General features: G+C 65.2%; 15 protein-coding genes. 6 read left to right on the forward strand and 9 right to left on the reverse strand.

Features of this window, described 5'->3' with window-relative positions; genetic code table 11:
* Positions 1-6 precede the first annotated feature (6 nt).
* Both ACT6Q8_RS13610 and ACT6Q8_RS13615 read right to left on the reverse strand, forming a co-directional pair.
* On the reverse strand, positions 7-318 hold the full coding sequence (locus ACT6Q8_RS13610) for a hypothetical protein (protein WP_054170477.1): 312 nt from the start codon (positions 316-318) through the stop codon (positions 7-9).
* 193 nt (positions 319-511) lie between these two features.
* Positions 512-1,171 carry a S24 family peptidase gene (locus ACT6Q8_RS13615; RefSeq protein ID WP_054170476.1) on the reverse strand — a complete coding sequence of 220 codons (660 nt, stop codon included), beginning with the start codon at positions 1,169-1,171 and terminating at the stop codon, positions 512-514.
* Between the two features lie 124 nt (positions 1,172-1,295).
* Between ACT6Q8_RS13615 and ACT6Q8_RS13620 the strand changes: the two genes are divergently transcribed.
* The 5 genes from ACT6Q8_RS13620 to ACT6Q8_RS13640 are packed head-to-tail and all read left to right on the forward strand — an operon-like array spanning position 1,296 to position 4,832.
* Complete coding sequence (locus ACT6Q8_RS13620; RefSeq protein WP_054170475.1) at positions 1,296-1,688, forward strand: hypothetical protein; 393 nt, start codon at positions 1,296-1,298, stop codon at positions 1,686-1,688.
* The gene (locus ACT6Q8_RS13625) at positions 1,685-2,338 is read left to right on the forward strand and encodes a hypothetical protein (RefSeq protein ID WP_444732691.1); all 654 of its coding nucleotides are present in this window, start codon (positions 1,685-1,687) and stop codon (positions 2,336-2,338) included. Before ACT6Q8_RS13620 ends, ACT6Q8_RS13625 begins: the two co-directional genes overlap by 4 nt.
* Before the next feature lie 3 nt (positions 2,339-2,341).
* Complete coding sequence (locus ACT6Q8_RS13630; protein ID WP_444732690.1) at positions 2,342-3,844, forward strand: portal protein; 1,503 nt, start codon at positions 2,342-2,344, stop codon at positions 3,842-3,844.
* Positions 3,837-4,109 (forward strand): Bbp19 family protein, encoded by a 273-nt coding sequence (locus tag ACT6Q8_RS13635; protein WP_444732689.1) that lies wholly within the window; start codon positions 3,837-3,839, stop codon positions 4,107-4,109. Before ACT6Q8_RS13630 ends, ACT6Q8_RS13635 begins: the two co-directional genes overlap by 8 nt.
* Positions 4,110-4,130: 21 nt before the next feature.
* Positions 4,131-4,832: a capsid assembly protein gene (locus tag ACT6Q8_RS13640; RefSeq protein ID WP_444732688.1), complete on the forward strand. Its 702-nt coding sequence runs from the start codon at positions 4,131-4,133 to the stop codon at positions 4,830-4,832.
* Positions 4,833-4,948: 116 nt separating this feature from the next.
* On the opposite strand, the gene ACT6Q8_RS13645 is transcribed toward ACT6Q8_RS13640, so the two are convergent.
* Positions 4,949-5,365 carry a VOC family protein gene (locus tag ACT6Q8_RS13645; RefSeq protein ID WP_054170470.1) on the reverse strand — a complete coding sequence of 139 codons (417 nt, stop codon included), beginning with the start codon at positions 5,363-5,365 and terminating at the stop codon, positions 4,949-4,951.
* A gap of 172 nt (positions 5,366-5,537) precedes the next feature.
* Here ACT6Q8_RS13645 and ACT6Q8_RS13650 point away from each other — a divergent pair, with 172 nt between their 5' ends.
* The gene (locus tag ACT6Q8_RS13650; RefSeq protein WP_054170469.1) at positions 5,538-6,935 is read left to right on the forward strand and encodes an NAD(P)H-dependent flavin oxidoreductase; all 1,398 of its coding nucleotides are present in this window, start codon (positions 5,538-5,540) and stop codon (positions 6,933-6,935) included.
* Between the two features lie 99 nt (positions 6,936-7,034).
* On the opposite strand, the gene ACT6Q8_RS13655 is transcribed toward ACT6Q8_RS13650, so the two are convergent.
* The 6 genes from ACT6Q8_RS13655 to ACT6Q8_RS13680 all read right to left on the reverse strand — a co-directional run.
* Positions 7,035-8,735 (reverse strand): ABC transporter permease, encoded by a 1,701-nt coding sequence (locus ACT6Q8_RS13655; protein ID WP_444732687.1) that lies wholly within the window; start codon positions 8,733-8,735, stop codon positions 7,035-7,037.
* A gap of 161 nt (positions 8,736-8,896) precedes the next feature.
* The gene (gene mepA, locus ACT6Q8_RS13660; protein WP_444732686.1) at positions 8,897-9,757 is read right to left on the reverse strand and encodes a penicillin-insensitive murein endopeptidase; all 861 of its coding nucleotides are present in this window, start codon (positions 9,755-9,757) and stop codon (positions 8,897-8,899) included.
* The gene (locus ACT6Q8_RS13665; protein WP_444732685.1) at positions 9,745-10,416 is read right to left on the reverse strand and encodes a YcbK family protein; all 672 of its coding nucleotides are present in this window, start codon (positions 10,414-10,416) and stop codon (positions 9,745-9,747) included. Before ACT6Q8_RS13665 ends, mepA begins: the two co-directional genes overlap by 13 nt.
* Positions 10,417-10,611: 195 nt before the next feature.
* Positions 10,612-12,333, reverse strand: a complete 1,722-nt coding sequence (locus tag ACT6Q8_RS13670; RefSeq protein WP_444732684.1) for a L,D-transpeptidase family protein — start codon at positions 12,331-12,333, stop codon at positions 10,612-10,614.
* 312 nt (positions 12,334-12,645) lie between these two features.
* A complete protein-coding gene (locus tag ACT6Q8_RS13675; protein WP_444732683.1) occupies positions 12,646-13,518 on the reverse strand; it encodes a 3-hydroxybutyryl-CoA dehydrogenase in 873 nt (290 codons plus the stop codon).
* A gap of 134 nt (positions 13,519-13,652) precedes the next feature.
* The coding region (locus ACT6Q8_RS13680; RefSeq protein ID WP_444739391.1) for an electron transfer flavoprotein subunit alpha/FixB family protein at positions 13,653-14,479 on the reverse strand (827 nt) is incomplete at its 5' end.

Raw genomic sequence — 14,479 nt, forward strand, 5'->3', positions numbered from 1 at the left:
TGATTCTTAACAGACCCTAGCCACCGCCCCGTCACGCGCGGTGCGCAGGGCGGCAGTCAGCCGGCGCAGCCAGGGATCGTCGGGGGCCTGTGCCGCCGGCAATTGCCGGCGCCGCCGGGCCAACGCCAGCCGTGCCGCGGCACATTGCACCAGAAGCCGGTCACCCCGCGCCTGTTCGGCCCAGGAACATAGGACACTATCCCCACCCACCAAAGCCGACAACCGCGCCCGCCGCGGTGGCCGTCCATCATAGCGGGCCTGCAGCACCGCCAGATCATCTTCCACTTCAGGGGTTTGAACGTCATCTGGCAGGGACATGGACGCGACTCCGGCAGGAAAAAGCAACCGGAGACAGGCTATGGCAGCCTGACATTTGCCGTCAATGCTTTTATTCCTAGGACAGAAGAGTCGCACATTCCGACTCTGTCCCTGAGCCTGCGACTCGAGTCGCCGGAACGGGAAACGAATCGGATGCACCACAAGAGTTAGGGGGTCAAAAAGCAGCCGCCTACTACTGGCTGGCCCACATGATGCGGGCGATCCAGGACACGTCCGCCATGGCCAGCGACCGGTCGGGATGCGCGCGATTGAGCGAGACCAGTTCCAGCCGGTTGGCTGTCTGGCGGGCCAGCTGCTTGGCCATCACCTCACCATCGCGGGTGCGGACCACGACCCGGTCCCCCCGGCGGACAGACGCCGCAGGCGAGATGATGATGATGTCGCCGTCACGATAGACGGGTTCCATGCTGTCGCCCGACACTTCCAGCGCATAGGCATGGTCGTCGGTAACATGCGGAAATTCCAGCTCGTCCCAGCCATTGCCGGCGGGATAACCGGCATCGTCGAAATAGCCGTCATTGCCCGCCTGGGCATAGCCGATGACCGGCACACGGCGCAGGGAGGCCGCAGCGGCGGCGGACGGTGCGTCGCCGGAACCCGTGCCCTCCCCCGTCAGGCCCACGAAGTCGGTGAAGCTGCTGGCCGTCGCTTCCAGCACCTTGGCGATGCTTTCCGTCGAGGGCCAGCGCAGCTTGCCATCCGGCGTCATGCGCTTGGACTTGTTGAAGGTGGTCGGGTCCAAACCGCCGCGCTTGGCAAGTCCGGAGGCGGAGAGGCCATGTCGCTGCGCCAGCCGATCGATGGCCCGCCATATATCTGCATGCTTGAGCATGGGAGTCTTATCCCAGAAACGACCAACCCTGTCCCTAGGATAATTTTCACTTATCCCTTGACATAGGAATTATAGCATGTCGTTTTAAGGTAAATATTCCTTAATCGTCCCAAAGGTTCCCGACATGACGGCACAGCCCCTTTCCCGCAGCCCCGGCCCGCGCCCCCGTGCCAACCGGAGCCTTCCGCCCCCGCCCACCACCCCGTTCGACAGCGCGGAGGAGGCGTGGTTCTGGTTCATCATGGCCAATGAGGCACGGCAGGCCGGTGCCCGCATCCGGGCCGGCCAGGGGCTGGTGACCCGACCTTGTGAGCCGCTGGACATCCTGCGCACCCTTGACCGGCTACACCGCAAGCGCCGTTTGCTGCGCGATCATTTGCTGGTCCTGGCCCATTATGGCCGCCGGCAATTCGCGCCCGATCCGGACTGCCGGCGGGAAATGCGCGATCACACCCTCTGGTGCGAGGCCTTTGCCGTCCTGGCCCCGGCCCTGCACGAGAAGGGTATCGTGACATGAGGGGGCCGGCCCTGCTGGTCTTCTGTCATGAGACGGAGATTGCCTGGCTGCGTGGGCTGAAACCCGGTTTCCGGCATGTGTTCGTGGCGCTGCCGGCCCCCGGCGGCTGGATCACCATCGATCCGCTGTCGACCCTGCTGGAGGTGGAATACCACAAGCTGCCGTCCGACACCGATCTGGCCGCCTGGTTCCGCACGCGCGGCCACAGCGTGCTGGAAAGCCCGCTTCATCCGCCCCTGCCCACGCAATGGCCGTTCACGCCGCTGACCTGTGTGTCGGTGGCCAAGCGCATCCTGGGCATCCGCGCCCCGCTGATCGTGACGCCCTGGCAGCTCTACCGCCATCTGGGCGGCGATCCCCCCATTCCCCGGAACATCAGGAAGGAGCCTTCGATCTTGGCCCGTCTCGTCTCCGCCCCCAAACCGCGCAACGTCTCGGCGACCGCCGCCGCACCGGCAGCAACCCCGGCGGTCACGACGCCCGCCACGATCACCGCACCCACTGTCAGCGGCGCTACGGGGCCGACCGCAGGTGAACAGAGCCTGCTGCGCCGGGCCACGGGCCGGGCGGGCACGGTCCTGACCGGCTGGCGCGGGGTGCTGGCCCCCGGTGCGCTGGCACCCACCCGCAAAACCCTGCTGGGGGAATGATCCATGGACAGTCCCCTGCCCCACACCGCCGACAGCCCGAAATCCGATCCGCAGGCCGCCTTTCTTCTGGACCGGTACGCCCGTGCCGCCGCACGGCGGGCCAATTGGGAACCGCTATGGCGGGAATGTTATGAGCATGCCCTGCCCCAGCATGCGGCCTTTGACAGCGGGGCCACCGCCGGCACCCGGCGCGGCGACCGTCTCTATGATGCCACCGCCGCCGATGCCGTGGATCAGCTGGCGGCATCGCTGCTGGCACAGTTGACGCCGCCCTGGTCGCGTTGGATGGGGCTGATGCCCGGCCCGGCGCTGGATGCCGACCTGGCCGATGGCCTGGCCCCGCTGCTGCTGGAGGCATCGGAGGCATTCCATGCCCAGATCGACCGCTCCAACTTCGCCGTGGAGGCGCATCAGGCCTTTCTGGATGTGGTGACGGGTGGAACCGGCTGCCTGCTGGTGGAGGAATCAACGCCCGGTGCCCCATCGGCCCTGCGCTTCACCGCCGTCCCCCTGTCCGATCTGGTGCTGGAGGAGGGGGAGGAGGGACGGCTGGATCAGCTTTACCGCCGCCAGCGCCTGACCCTGTCTGAACTGGCAGCCCGCGTGCCCGTGGACCGCATTCCCGATGCCGTCAAGCGCGATGGTGCCGCCGACCCCGCCCACCGCTTCCCCATCATCGAGGCGGTGATGGCCGAAGGGGCGGGCTGGCGCTGGCGCATCGTGCTGGAGGAAGGCGACCCGGTGCTGCTGGCCGATGGCCGCTTTGCCGAGATGCCCTTCATCGCCTTCCGCTGGCTGAAGGCACCGGGTGAAACCTATGGCCGCAGCCCCGTGATGAAGGCCCTGCCCGATATCAAGACCGCCAACAAGGTGGTCGAACTGGTCCTGAAAAATGCCTCCATCGCCGTCACCGGCATCTGGCAGGCGGATGATGACGGGGTGTTGAACCCTGGTTCCATCCGGTTGGTGCCCGGCACCATCATTCCCAAGGCCGTGGGGTCGGCGGGGCTGACGCCGCTGGCCAGTCCGGGGCGGTTCGATGTCAGTCAGCTGGTGCTGGATGATCTGCGCGCCCGCATCCGCCATGCCCTGCTGGCCGACCGGCTGGCCCCTGTTGCGGGGCCGCGCATGACGGCGACAGAGGTGCTGGAGCGGGGGGCGGAGGTGGCGCGGCTGCTCGGTGCCACCTTCGGGCGGCTGCAATCGGAACTGCTGGTGCCGCTGGTCCGGCGCTGCCTGTCGATCCTGCGGCGTCGGGGTCTGGTGCCCGACATCGCCGCCGATGGGCGGCAGGTGCAGATCCGCATCCTGTCGCCACTGGCCCGTGCCCAGGCGCAGCGCGATGCGGAGGCGACGCTGCGCTGGCTGGAAACCGTATCCAGCCTGGGACCGGATGCCCTGTCCGTCGTCGATCTGCCGGCCTGCGCCCGGTTCCTGGCCGATGCGGCGGGTGTGCCGCCGGTGCTGATCCGGTCGCTGCCGGTGGTGGAGGCGACGGATGGCTGATCCCGGCTGGCCCTGGACGGGCATCGATCCTGACCCCGCCCCGGAGGTGGAGGACCGGCTGGCCGCCGCCTGTGCCCGGCTGTTCGCCACCGCCGACGGGCATCTGCTGCTGTCGCACCTGACCCGCACCACCCTGACCACCAGCCCCGGCCCTGACGTGGCGGAGGCGCGGCTGCGCCACCTGGAGGGGCAGCGGGCCCTTGTCCTCACCCTGCGCACCCTTGCCGCGCGTGGCGGCCTGTCCCCTCTGCCCGCCCTCGCCTGACCCATCCATAAGGAACCCATCATGGACGTTACCCAGACCACCGAAACCCCGGCCCGCCCCGACCATGTGCCCGTGAAATTCTGGGACCCGGATGCGGGCACCATCCGCGTCGACGCGCTGCTGAAATCCTATCAGGAGCTGGAGCGCAAATTGTCCACCCCGCCCGACCCGGCGGCGGAAAAGGCCAGGGCCCTATCGCTGCTGGGCGTGCCGGCCAGTGCGGCGGATTACGGCATCCGCTGCGACCATGGCCTGTTCGAGCCGGACACGGAGATCAATACCCGCCTGCACGGCGCCGGCTACACGCCCGAACAGGCCCAGCTTCTCTATGATCTGGCCGCTGAAAAGCTGCTGCCGCTTTTGCAGGAGATGGCCGAAGGCTATCAGGCCGAAGCAGAGCTGGAAAAGCTGATCGGCCATTTCGGGGGCGAGGAGAAGTGGCGCGACCTGTCGGGCCAGATGCTGGCCTGGGGACAGCGCAACCTGCCGGCCCCGCTTCTGTCGGCCCTGTCGGGCACGGCGGATGGGGTGATGGCGCTGCACCGACTGATGGCCGATGGCGGCGGCGAACCCAAGGTGCTGCGCCCCGGAGCCGGCGACGGCGGGGGCGAGGGGATGGGCGACCTGAACCGCATGATCGCCGACCCCCGCTACTGGCGCGACCGCGACCCGGGTTTCATCGCCAAGGTAACCGAGGGTTTCCGAAGGGCGTACGGGGGGTAACTAGAGCTGTTTCCGGCCAACCGGAAACAGCTCCGGCGGCGACTGCCGCCGCGCGGCTCATGCCACGTGAAGCCAAGCCCACGGATGTGGGCGCCGGCGTTTGAGGAACTGAAAAGCTAGCTTTTCCAGGGATCATAGGTCCCCAGGTGCCAGAGATGGCCTTCCGGGTCGCGCAGGGTGAAGGCGCGCGACCCGTAGGGCGTCTCGGTGATCCCGCCTTCCAGCGCCTTCTCCCCCGCTGCAACCGCGCGGGCATAGGCGGCGTCGATATCGGTGATGATGAAACAGTTCAGTGCCGCGCCCGACCCGTCGGGACCAGGGGCCCGGAACCCGTACATATCCTCCCGGTCGCTGCCCAGCATGACCATGCCCTGGCCCAGCACCAGTTGGGCATGCGCGATGCTCCCGTCCTCGCCCGGCACGACCAGCTGTTCGGTAAAGCCCAGCACACGGCCCAGCCAAGCAATGGCGGCGGGCGCGTCGCGATAGCGCAGACAGGGAGTGACCTGCCCGTTACGGTCCTGTTCCGACATGGGCTTGGCTCCGAGGTTACCGATGTCACCTTCCGTTAGGTAAACATAATGTGAGGGTGGGGGCCACCCCCCCTCTTTCGCTCCGATATCTTTTCCTATATGCACCCCTGGTGAACCCGCGCCTGTGATTGGCGGCGGGGCTGGTACCGGTTGGTCTTTCGGAGGAAGTACGGTGAAGGCGCTGAAGCCCCTGTTCATGTCCGGCAAGGAAGTGCTGCCCCTGGTCGAAGGCGGGAAAGGCATCGCCGTATCGAACGGGCAAAGTGCGGGCGCCTGGGCCGCTGCCGGCGGCATCGGCACCTTTTCCGGCGTCAACGCCGACACCTATGATGAAGATGGCAACCCGGTTACACAGGTCTATCACACCCGCACCCGCCGCGAGCGGCACCATGAGCTGATCGCTTATGGCATTCAGGGCGGCATCACCCAGGCCCGTATCGCGCATGAGACGTCCAATGGCAATGGCCGTCTGCATGTCAATGTACTGTGGGAAATGGGTGGGGCCGAGGAGATCCTGGAAGGCATCCTGGAAGGCGCCAAGGGCCTGGTCCATGGTGTGACCTGCGGGGCCGGCATGCCCTACCGCGTGGCGGAAATCGCCGTGCGCCATGGCGTCCATTACTATCCCATCGTCAGTTCGGCCCGTGCCTTCCGCGCCCTGTGGCTGCGCGCCTATAACAAGTTCCCGAGCAATCTGGGCGGCGTGGTTTATGAGGACCCGTGGTTGGCCGGCGGCCATAACGGCCTGTCCAACAGCGAAGACCCGCAGAAGCCGGAAGATCCCTATCCCCGCGTCGCTGCCCTGCGCCAGATGATGAACAGCTTCGGCCTGACCCAGACGCCCATCGTCATGGCGGGTGGTGTCTGGTGGCTGGAGGAATGGGATCACTGGCTGGATAATCCGGAAATCGGCGCAATCGCGTTCCAGTTCGGCACCCGCCCGCTGCTGACCAGGGAAAGCCCGATTTCGGACGCCTGGAAGCAGAAGCTTCTCACCTTGAAGGCGGGCGACGTCTATCTGAACAAGTTCTCGCCCACGGGCTTTTATTCGTCCGCCGTGCGCAACCCCTTCCTGGAGGATCTGCGCCTGCGGTCCGAACGGCAGGTGGCGTTCGCGACGGAGCCGGTGGGCGAACTGACCGAAGAATTCGCCATCGGTCCGCGCGGTCGCCCTGTCTATCTGACCGCCACCGACAAGGCGCATGCCGAAGGCTGGGTGGCAGAGGGCTATACCCAGGCGCTGAAAACCCCGGACACGACGATGGTCTTCGTGACGCCCGACAGTGCGCGCGCCATCCTGAAGGATCAGGTGGATTGCATGGGCTGCCTGTCGGCCTGCGCGTTTTCCAACTGGTCGCAGAATGAGGAAGGGACCACGGGCCGCCGCGCCGATCCGCGTTCCTTCTGCATTCAGAAGACCTTGCAGAACATCAGCCATTCGGATGATTGCGAGCATCAACTGATGTTCGCCGGTCACAATGCCTATCGCTTCGCCCAGGACCCCTGGTACGCCAACGGCTTCGTGCCGACGGTCAAGGAACTGGTGGACCGTATCCTGACGGGTAAGTAAGGACCATTTCTCTCAGGCGCCGGGCTGGCGGTCGCCAGCCTCCAATCTGCCCTTGGCCAATCGGCAAAACCCCACTGCCCAGCGGTGGGGTTTTTTGTTTCAGCCCTCGCTACCTGGCCGGCTTTTCGCGATGGCGCGCGACAGCAGGATGACGGGGATGATGCCGACGGCCACGATCGCCAGCGCCGGCGTGCTGGCCTCCGCCAGCCGTTCGTCGCTGGCCAGCGTGTAGACGCGCACAGCCAGCGTATCGAAATTGAAGGGCCGCACGATCATCGTGGCCGGCAATTCCTTCATGACATCGACAAAGACCAGCAGGGCAGCCGTCAGCAGGCTGCCACGCATGATGGGTGTATGAACCTTCAGCAGGGTCTTGCCCGGCGTCTGACCCAGGATGCGGGCCGCCTGATCCATGGTGGGGCGGATTTTGGACAGGCTGGCCTCCACGGTGTTGAAGGACACGGCCAGGAACCGCACCAGATAGGCATAGACGATGGCCACGATGGTGCCCGACAGGATCAAACCCGTCGACACACCGAAATGGCCGCGCATGAACCCGTCCAGGGCGTTATCGACATGCGCGGCGGGGATCAGGATACCCACGGCGATGACGCTGCCCGGCACGGCATAGCCCATGGCCGCCACCCGCGCCGCCCCCTTCAGCATGGGCGTGGGCCGCAGTCGCAGGCCATAGGCGACCAGTGCGGCCAGCGCCACCGCCAGGACCGAGGTGATGCCGGCCAGCACGAAGGAATTGCCCGCCAATTGCCGGAAACTGTCGGCAAACAGGCTGTCCCCCTCCGTCACGGCCATATGCAGCAGCAGGATGACGGGCGCCACAAAGCCCAGCAGCAACGGCAGCAGACACGCCACCAGCGCCGCCCCCGCCCGCACGCCCCGCAGCCGGTATGAGGGCAGCACGCGGTAACGGCCCGTGGAGTGGAAATAGCGCGCGCGCCCCCGGCTGGTCCGTTCCATCACCACCAGCGCCATGACGAACAGCATCAGGACAGACGCCAGCTGTGCCGCCGCCACCGGTTCCCCCATGGCGAACCAGGTGCGGTAGATGCCGGTGGTAAACGTATCGACGGCGAAATACTGCACCGTCCCGAAATCGGCCAGCACCTCCATCATGGAGAGCGCCAGACCGGCGGCAATGGCGGGCCGGGCCAGCGGCAGGGCGACGCGCGCAAAGCTGCGCCAGGCCCCCGCGCCAAGCGTGCGCGCCACCTCCAGCACACAGACCGACTGTTCCAGGAAGGCAGCGCGGGCCAGCAGATAGACATAGGGGTAAAGGACAAAGGACAGGACCGCGATGGCCCCGCCCAGGGAGCGGATGTCCGGGAACCAGTAATCGGCACGCCGCCAGCCGAACAGATCGCGCAGCCCCGTCTGCACCGGGCCTACGAACTGCAACAGATCGGTATAGGTATAGGCCATCACATAGGCCGGCACCGCCATGGGCAGCAGCAGCGCCCATTCCAGCCAGCGCTGCCCCGGAAACCGGCACATGGTGACCAGCCAGGCCGTGCCCACCCCGATGATGGAAACGCCCACCGCCACCCCACCGGCCAGCATCAATGTATTGCCGATATAGGTCCACAGGACCGTATTCGCCAGATGCGTCCAGACCCCGTTGGAGGAGACGAAGACCCGGCTGCCCACGATCATCACCGGCAGCGCCACACCCAGCGCGATGGCCAGAACCACCAGGGTCCAGCCGCTGGGCAGATAGCGGCGCCAGGCGGCAGCCGGGGCGGGCAGGGTCGGGACGGGATCGGTCAGGGTGTGCTGGGTCATGTACTCTTGTCCCACCCCTGCGAACCGCTCGCAATCCCTGACGATGCAGATGCGCCTTTCCGACGCGGCATTGCAGGGTGGCTTGTCAGGGGGGGAAACTATGCAGGGGCGCGCTTGTGCGGATCAGGCACCAATGCCCCTTCCCTCCGCTTTGCCGCCCCTCAATCCGGTTCGGCATAGAGCGCCAGACAGGCGGCGGGCGGCGGGGGTGGGGGCTTTGGTGCGGGCGGTGGGCCGGCCACGGGCGGCGGCGGCTTGAACCAGCTTAGCAATTCCTCGCCACAGCCATCGCCCTCGGGCGGCGGCTCCTGCGTCTCGCATTGACCGGCCCCGGCGGGACAGGCCAGGCGCACATGCAGATGGGCGGCATGGCCGAACCAGGGGCGCACCTTGTGCAGCCAGGCCTTGTCGCCCGTTTCCCGCTCACACAAAGCCAGCTTGATGGCCGGGTTTACGAAGATTCGGGTCACGTTGGGCGCCGCCGCCGCCAGTTTCACCAGGCGCGCCTGGGCCGGGCCGAACTGGCTGTTCACGCGCTGGGCCTTGGTGTCCACCATACTGGCGAAATCCTCCCGCTCCCGCGCGGGGACGGCCAAGCGGCCCAGATCCAGGGCGAACCAGATATCCACATCCAGCCCCATCTGGTGGCTGGCATGGCCCGTCTGCATGCGCCCGCCGCGCGGCATGGACATGTCACCGATGGACAGGATGCCCAGCCCCTCCCGCTCCACCTCTCCGGCCAGCGCCTTCAGATAGGCGGTCAGCTGGGGATGGCCGTAATTGCGATGACGGGACAGGTTCATGACCTGGAAGCCCTGACCATCGGCGGGCAGCGCCTCGGCCCCCCGCACGCAGCCATTGGCATAAGTCCCGATGGGTTCGGGCGACCCTTTGCCAGGATTGCGCAGATTTTGCGGGGCGGGGGCGTTGCTGTGCTGATGGGTGTCAGCGGCAAAGACCGGGGCGGTGCCCAGCAGCAGGGCCAGCAGGCCCGGAACAATAGGACGCGTCAGACGCCCCATTGCCGCACGCGGCCCGTATCGACATGCACGAAGCCGGTCTTGCTGTAGATGCCGACCCCACCCATACGCAGGTTCAGCGCTTCCTGGCGGATGCGGCTCAACTGCCTGCCCGCCATGGTGATGTCGATGGCCTTGCCTTCCATATGCAGGCTTTTGGTCGCCACACCTTCCGACTTCGACGCCAGCATGGCGTTAGTCTTGGGGCAGCGATAGCCGGAGATCACCTGGAACGGCTCATCGGTGCGCAGGCGCTGACGCAGCTGGAACAGCAGGTCCAGCAGCTTGGGATCCATGCTCCCCACCTCGCCTGTGCGCCAGTCGCGCAGCATATGGTTCACATCTTTCAGCGCGGAGCGGTCATAGGAACCGTTATTGTAATAGGTGACCCGCAACTTCTCGCTGGTATGCAGCGACACGAAGGAAAGCTGCCGACGGGGTGCCGCGACAGAGGAAGCGGCCTCCGCCGGATTGGTGATGATGGTGGGGGCGGCAATTGCGGCACCGGCACCCAGGAACAAGCCACCCAGCCCACGCAGGAAGCCACGGCGGCCCGTCTCAATACTGGTATCAAGGGCAGAACAGGGAACAGGGGCGGATTCAGGTTGGGTGTCGGGCGTCATACCAATGGTTAGATCGGTCGTGTTCGGCCGTGCCACCATGCCCTAATCCCCCTTCAGCCCCGTCAGGCACCCCCCGCGTCCGTTGCGCCGGGGACACTCTCTTTCCTGATTTCGTCAAATGCCCCGCGCCACAAGCAGGACACAATTGCACTTCTGGCAGAACGGCATAGGGGGTGCAAGCAGAAATCCACCCTTCCGGCCTATTTCCTGTCTATCTCTTCCGTGATCGGGTGATTACGGGGGGCTATCCTTGACCCGCCCCGCCGCCGCTCCGCCAGGGGCCAGCCGCGCCTCGGCCTCCACCGCATCCCATTTCACGCGCGACGCGCGCATGGCCGTGGCCAGCTTGCGGTCGCGGCCATAAATGTCGGAGCGGAAATTCACCGTTCCATCATCGGCCACAAACGACGTGACATAGGAGATATGGATGGGGATGGGCTTTTTCAGGCGCACGACGGTGCGCTGACCGCCGGCCAAGACCTCGTCCACCTTGGCACGCGGCCAGTCGGTGGTGCCGGTCAGGCGCAGGATGGTGTCGGCCACGTCGAACGGATGTTCCACCCGGATGCAGCCATGGCTGAAACTGCGGTTGGCACGGTTGAACAGGTTCTTGGACGGCGTATCGTGCAGATAGACGTCGAACTCGTTGGGGAACATCATCTTGATGCGGCCGAGGCTGTTCTTGTCCCCCGGTATCTGCCGCACGCGATAGGGCAGGCGGGTCATATGGGCCCAATCCAGGGTCTTGGGATCGACCGGCACCGCACTTTCCGACCAGTCGGACAGCAGCTCATAGCCCTGCTTGGCCAGATAGGTGGGGTCCTTCTTGGCCTTGGGGAAAATCTCATCCCGCACGATCTTGGCCGGCACATGCCAATAGGGATTGATCTCCAGATAGGACATCTTGCGGGAAAAGACGGGCGTGCGGGTGGACGTGGTGCCCACCACCACGCGGGCCTCATGCACCACATTGCCCTGATCAAAGATCGACAGGTGGAAGGCCGCCAGGTTCACCAGGATATAGGACGGGCCCATATCGATGGGCATCCAGCGCCAGCGCTCCATATTCATGGCGATCTGGGCCACGCGCTGTTCGGCACTGATATTGAGGGCCAGCAGCGTCTGCTTGCCCAGCACCCCGTCAGGCTCCAGTCCGTGCCGGCCCTGGAACTTCTTCAGCGCCTCAATGGTCGCTTCATCAAACAGGGTCGGGTCTTCAGGTACCGGCACATCCACCGCCAGTTCCCCCGTCACCTTCAGCCGGGCGCGCAGGGCCGGCAGCCTTTCGTCATTGCCGCCGGGCTTCAAGGATACATCGGTGACGGGCACGGGCTTCCACCCGCCCGCCGCCGCCAGTTCGCGATATTGCTGCAACGCCCCGATCAGACGCTGATACTCGGCCCGTCGCGGCGGCAGCTCGGCCAGTTCGACGCCAGGATCGGCCAAGGTGGCCAGCCGGCTCAACAGCGTCAGGACATCGATCTCGCGCTTTTCGACATAAAGCTCGCTGTCGATGCTCATGGGCGCCAGCCGGCCCGTGGCCAGATCGCGCCCATAATCCAGCGCCCCATGCGACAACATCACTTCCAGTTCGGCCAGTGCATCGGGACTGTCGCCACGTTCCAGCAGGGTGGCGATGCGCGCTACGCCATAATCGGCGGGGTTCAGCCCCTGCGACGCCGCCTTTTGCAGGGCCAGCAGCAACAGCCGCGCCCGGTCCGACGGCTTGCCCTGCTCAATCCAGGCGGGGGCATAGTGCCGCTTCTCATAGAAGCGCCCCAGCGTCAGCAGGTCCTGGCTGTCGCGGTCGGTTTCCGGCGTGCCTACGCCGCTGTTCAACCGGTGCTGCAGGGCGGTGGTAAAATCGGGGGCCGCCTTCGCGGCGGCGGACAGGGCCAGAAACCCGGTCAACAGCCCCACACACAGGCCACGAAACACACCTTCACCCACCATCATCTCCAGGCCCGCTAATCCTCAATCGAGACTAACACCAGCTATCCAAAATAACATAGAGCTGGTCGGGATGATTGACCGCTGCCACTCCGCGCCGTACACTTAAGAAGTGACAATGATGTCACATCAACGCCGGAGAATTGTCATGAACAAGCGCCATGGCTCTAACTAATAGAAGAAACAAAATAAAATGAACAACAAGCTAAGTGGCTCATTGTAATGAGCCACCTTTTTTGAGTTTATGTGGGCTTTATCTAAAGTTTAATCTGAATAATTCATTACCCCCCAACACAGGGTTTAATTAAGCCGTCTCCATCAACGCGTCGGGCGCGGGGTCGGGCCGGAATAGTCGTAGAAGCCACGGCCAACCTTGCGACCCAGCCAGCCTGCCTCAACATACTTCACCATCAGGGGGCAGGGGCGGTACTTGCTGTCGGCCAGGCCCTCATATAGCACCTGCATGATCGACAGGCAGGTATCCAATCCGATGAAATCGGCCAGTTCCAGCGGGCCCATCGGGTGGTTGGCACCCAGCTTCATGGCCGTGTCGATAGCCTCCACCCCGCCCACACCCTCATACAGGGTGTAGACCGCCTCATTGATCATGGGCAGCAGGATGCGGTTGACGATGAAGGCGGGGAAATCCTCGGCGATGGCCGCCGTCTTGCCCAGCCGGAGGGTCAAGGCCTTGATGGCCTGGAAGGTCGGGTCGTCGGTGGCGATGCCCCGGATGATCTCCACCAGCTGCATCACCGGCACCGGGTTCATGAAATGCATGCCGATGAATTTTTCCGGTCGGTCGGTTGCGGCGGCCAGACGGGTGATGGAGATGGAGCTGGTGTTGGTCGCCACCATGGCGGTGGGCGACAGGTTGGGGACCAGGGCCTTCAGGATCAGGCGCTTGACGTCTTCCGACTCGGTCGCCGCCTCAATCACCAGATCGCTGTCCTTGAAGATCGACAATTCGGTGGAGGTGCCGATACGGGCCAGGGCCGCATCCTTTTCGGCATCACTCATCTTGCCCTTGGCGATCTGGCGATCGTAATTCTTGGCGATACCGGCCACAGATTTGGACAGCTGTTCGGCATTGATGTCCGAGATCACCACCGACAAGCCCGCCGCCGCGCAGACCTGCGCGATGCCGCTGCCCATCTGACCCGCCCCGATAACGCCAACCTTCTCGATCATCACAGTCCCCATTCAGGGTTGGAATTCCAACATACCCAGTCTTGCATGAAGGCCATGCCTTCGTCCCGGCGACATTTGTCCAATACCGGTTTGGAAAAAACGCGCCGGGGAAGCCCCGGCGCGCCGTACTCACATCAACCCAGCGCCTCGGTCAGCTCCGGAACGATCTTGAACAGATCGCCGACGATGCCGTAATCGGCCACCTGGAACATCGGGGCCTCTTCGTCCTTGTTGATGGCGACAATGACCTTGCTGTCCTTCATGCCGGCCAGATGCTGGATGGCGCCGCTGATGCCGACGGCGATGTACAGTTCCGGGGCCACGATCTTGCCGGTCTGGCCGACCTGATAATCGTTGGGCACGAAACCGGCATCCACCGCCGCGCGCGATGCACCCACCGCCGCACCCAGCTTGTCCGCCAGCTTGTCCAGCATCGGGAAATTGTCGCCCGACTGCATGCCGCGCCCGCCCGAGACGATGACGCGCGCGCTGGTCAGTTCCGGGCGCTCCGACTTGGTCAGCTCAGCGCTGACAAAGCTGGACAGGCCCGCCTCGCCCGTGGCGCTCAGCGCCTCCACAGCACCGGCCCCGCCAGTCTCGGCGGCGGCTTCGAACGCCGTGCCGCGCACCGTGATCACCTTTATCGCATCCGACGACTTGACCGTGGCGATGGCGTTGCCGGCATAGATCGGGCGTTCGAACGTGTCAGCGTCGATGACGCCGCTGATCTCGCTGATCTGCTGCACATCCAGCAGGGCCGACACGCGCGGGGCCAGGTTCTTGCCGAACGTGGTCGCGGTGAACAGCACATGGCTGTAGCCGCCAGCCTTCACTGCGGCCACCACCAGGGGCGCGAAATTCTCGGCCAGCGGGTTGGCATATTCGGCCCCATCGGCGACCAGCGCCTTGGCAACGCCCGCCGCAGATGCCGCGGCCTTGGCAGCCTCGCCCACGCCAGAAC

The organism is Niveispirillum sp. (assembly GCF_052437035.1).
Lineage (GTDB): Bacteria > Pseudomonadota > Alphaproteobacteria > Azospirillales > Azospirillaceae > Niveispirillum.

Bases quoted from the DNA above. Each gene is read 5' to 3' on its own strand.
- ACT6Q8_RS13655 (WP_444732687.1), bottom strand. From the start codon at position 8,735: ATGACCCAGCACACCCTGACCGATCCCGTCCCGACCCTGCCCGCCCCG.
- ACT6Q8_RS13635 (WP_444732689.1), top strand. From the start codon at position 3,837: ATGGCTGATCCCGGCTGGCCCTGGACGGGCATCGATCCTGACCCCGCC.
- ACT6Q8_RS13665 (WP_444732685.1), bottom strand. From the start codon at position 10,416: ATGGTGGCACGGCCGAACACGACCGATCTAACCATTGGTATGACGCCC.
- ACT6Q8_RS13625 (WP_444732691.1), top strand. From the start codon at position 1,685: ATGAGGGGGCCGGCCCTGCTGGTCTTCTGTCATGAGACGGAGATTGCC.
- ACT6Q8_RS13670 (WP_444732684.1), bottom strand. From the start codon at position 12,333: ATGATGGTGGGTGAAGGTGTGTTTCGTGGCCTGTGTGTGGGGCTGTTG.
- mepA (WP_444732686.1), bottom strand. From the start codon at position 9,757: ATGGGGCGTCTGACGCGTCCTATTGTTCCGGGCCTGCTGGCCCTGCTG.
- ACT6Q8_RS13610 (WP_054170477.1), bottom strand. From the start codon at position 318: ATGTCCCTGCCAGATGACGTTCAAACCCCTGAAGTGGAAGATGATCTG.
- ACT6Q8_RS13645 (WP_054170470.1), bottom strand. From the start codon at position 5,365: ATGTCGGAACAGGACCGTAACGGGCAGGTCACTCCCTGTCTGCGCTAT.
- ACT6Q8_RS13640 (WP_444732688.1), top strand. From the start codon at position 4,131: ATGGACGTTACCCAGACCACCGAAACCCCGGCCCGCCCCGACCATGTG.
- ACT6Q8_RS13620 (WP_054170475.1), top strand. From the start codon at position 1,296: ATGACGGCACAGCCCCTTTCCCGCAGCCCCGGCCCGCGCCCCCGTGCC.
- ACT6Q8_RS13630 (WP_444732690.1), top strand. From the start codon at position 2,342: ATGGACAGTCCCCTGCCCCACACCGCCGACAGCCCGAAATCCGATCCG.
- ACT6Q8_RS13675 (WP_444732683.1), bottom strand. From the start codon at position 13,518: ATGATCGAGAAGGTTGGCGTTATCGGGGCGGGTCAGATGGGCAGCGGC.
- ACT6Q8_RS13615 (WP_054170476.1), bottom strand. From the start codon at position 1,171: ATGCTCAAGCATGCAGATATATGGCGGGCCATCGATCGGCTGGCGCAG.